Consider the following 1,890-nt stretch of genomic DNA (forward strand, 5'->3'; position numbering starts at 1 on the left):
GGTGTTTTTTGTGGGACGAGATGACGTGGTGATTGGCGCAGTTGCAGGCTCGAAGGCGAGCCAAAGGTTTGAGAGGGCTTCGTCGCTGCAAGTGGGTATGGCGGCGTTCGGCTTCGCGGTTTTGCTGATGCCGACAAAGGCGGTGGCGCAGACGCAGGCTGCCGAACCCCCGGCCAAGCTGCAGCGCGTAGAGGTGCAAGCGGATGGCGCCGCCCAGGCGCTGAATGCTCGGCGCGCCTCGGTGGGCGCTTTGCAGGTGCTCAGCCGCGAAGAGTTGCTGCGTCAGGGCGATACCCGCTTGAGCGATGCCTTGCGGCGCGTGCCGGGCATCAGCGTCATCGAGCAGGGGCCGCGGGGTGCGGAGATTCGCATGTCGGGCTTGGGCGCGGGCTATACGCAAATCTTGCTGAACGGCGAGCCGGTACCGCCGGGCTTTTCGCTGGAGAGCATCTCGCCTGAATTGATCGAGCGCATCGAGGTCTCGCGCAGTGCCAGCGTGGAGCAAAGCAGCCAGGCGATTGCGGGCAGCATCAATATCGTCACCCGGCGCATCAGCAAAGCGAGTGCTGGACAAGCGCAGCGCGATCTGAAACTGGGGCTGAGTTCGCAATTGCAGCGGCCCAGCGCGACGCTGGACTTGAATCTGGGCGATCGGGACGGTGCTTTGTCTTGGGGCTTAGGCCTGGGCCTGGCCCATGAACAGCAGCGCTGGCCGATGAAGCTGGATCAGCAGGCATTGGATGCTCAGGGTCAGGTGCAGCAAGCCTTTCGCACCGACAAGCGGGAATATGACCGCACCCAGCGCATCACCTTGACTCCACGCGCGACTTGGGTGCTTTCGCCGCAGCAGACGATCAGCACCGACCATATGCTGCGCGTGGCGCGCTCCAAGGGTGGGGCGGTGGATGATCGCCAGAGCCTGGTGGGTGCTGCGCCCGAGCAGGCCCACAACGACCTGGGCATCAACATCCGCGGCCTGCAATTGCGCAGCCGTTTGAACTGGACCCTCAATGAGGCCGACGGAGCTAAGTCGGAACTCAAGCTCGGCTACACCCGCTTGCAGCGCGATTCAGAGGCGCAATTCGAGGGTTATGACTTCAGCGGCCGTTGGATTCGCGATGCGCATGTGGACTCGCTGGCCATCGATCAGGGCTGGAGCCTGTCCGGCCGGCATCGCCGTGCCCTGGGCGAAGCGCATAGCTTGAGTACCGGTTTTGACCTGGAAGAAAACCGCCGAAGCGAAGACCGTCTGCAGCGCGAACAGCCCCTGCCGGGCGGCCTGCCGGTGGAGAACCTCGACGAGGTTTATGACGCGCGGATTCGCCGCCTGGCCTTCTTTGTGCAAGACGAGATTGACCTCAGCCAAGCCTGGCAAACCACGCTGGGCCTGCGCTGGGAGGGCTTGCACACGGTCAGCTCAGGCAATGTGTTTGACAGCGTGGCCAAGCGCTCGGCTGTGTTCAGTCCGGTGATGCAAGTGCTTTGGCGATTGCCTGACAGCAAGGATCAGCTGCGCCTAGGGCTGGCGCGCAGCTACAAAGCGCCCACCCCCCGTGAGCTGACGCCGCGCCGCTTTGTCGCCAACAACAACAGCCCGACCACGCCCGACCTGCAAGGCAACCCGGACTTGCTGCCCGAGCTGGCCTGGGGCTTGGATGCCAGCTGGACGCATCCGCTGAGCAAGTCCAGCTTGCTCAGCGCCAGCGCCTATCTGAAGCGCATTGAGCAGGTCATCGTCAGCGAGCTGATTTTTCAAAACAAGCATTGGGTGGAGCGCCGCAGCAATCAGGGCACAGCCTGGGTGGAGGGCCTGGAGCTGGAGGCGCGCTTGAGCCTGCCGGAGCTGCTCAAGCCCGGTGCGCCGGCCGTGGAGCTGCGTGGCAACTGGGC

The 1,890-nt window shown here is 64.0% G+C and carries 1 protein-coding gene; it reads left to right on the forward strand.

The genetic code is table 11. From position 1 onward, the window contains the following. Positions 1-127: 127 nt before the first annotated feature. A partial coding sequence (locus ACOVRJ_RS23195; RefSeq protein WP_422046187.1) for a TonB-dependent receptor plug domain-containing protein occupies positions 128-1,890 on the forward strand: 1,763 nt, incomplete at its 3' end.

The organism is Roseateles sp., from assembly GCF_049240545.1.
Classification (GTDB): Bacteria; Pseudomonadota; Gammaproteobacteria; order Burkholderiales; family Burkholderiaceae_C; genus Paucibacter_A.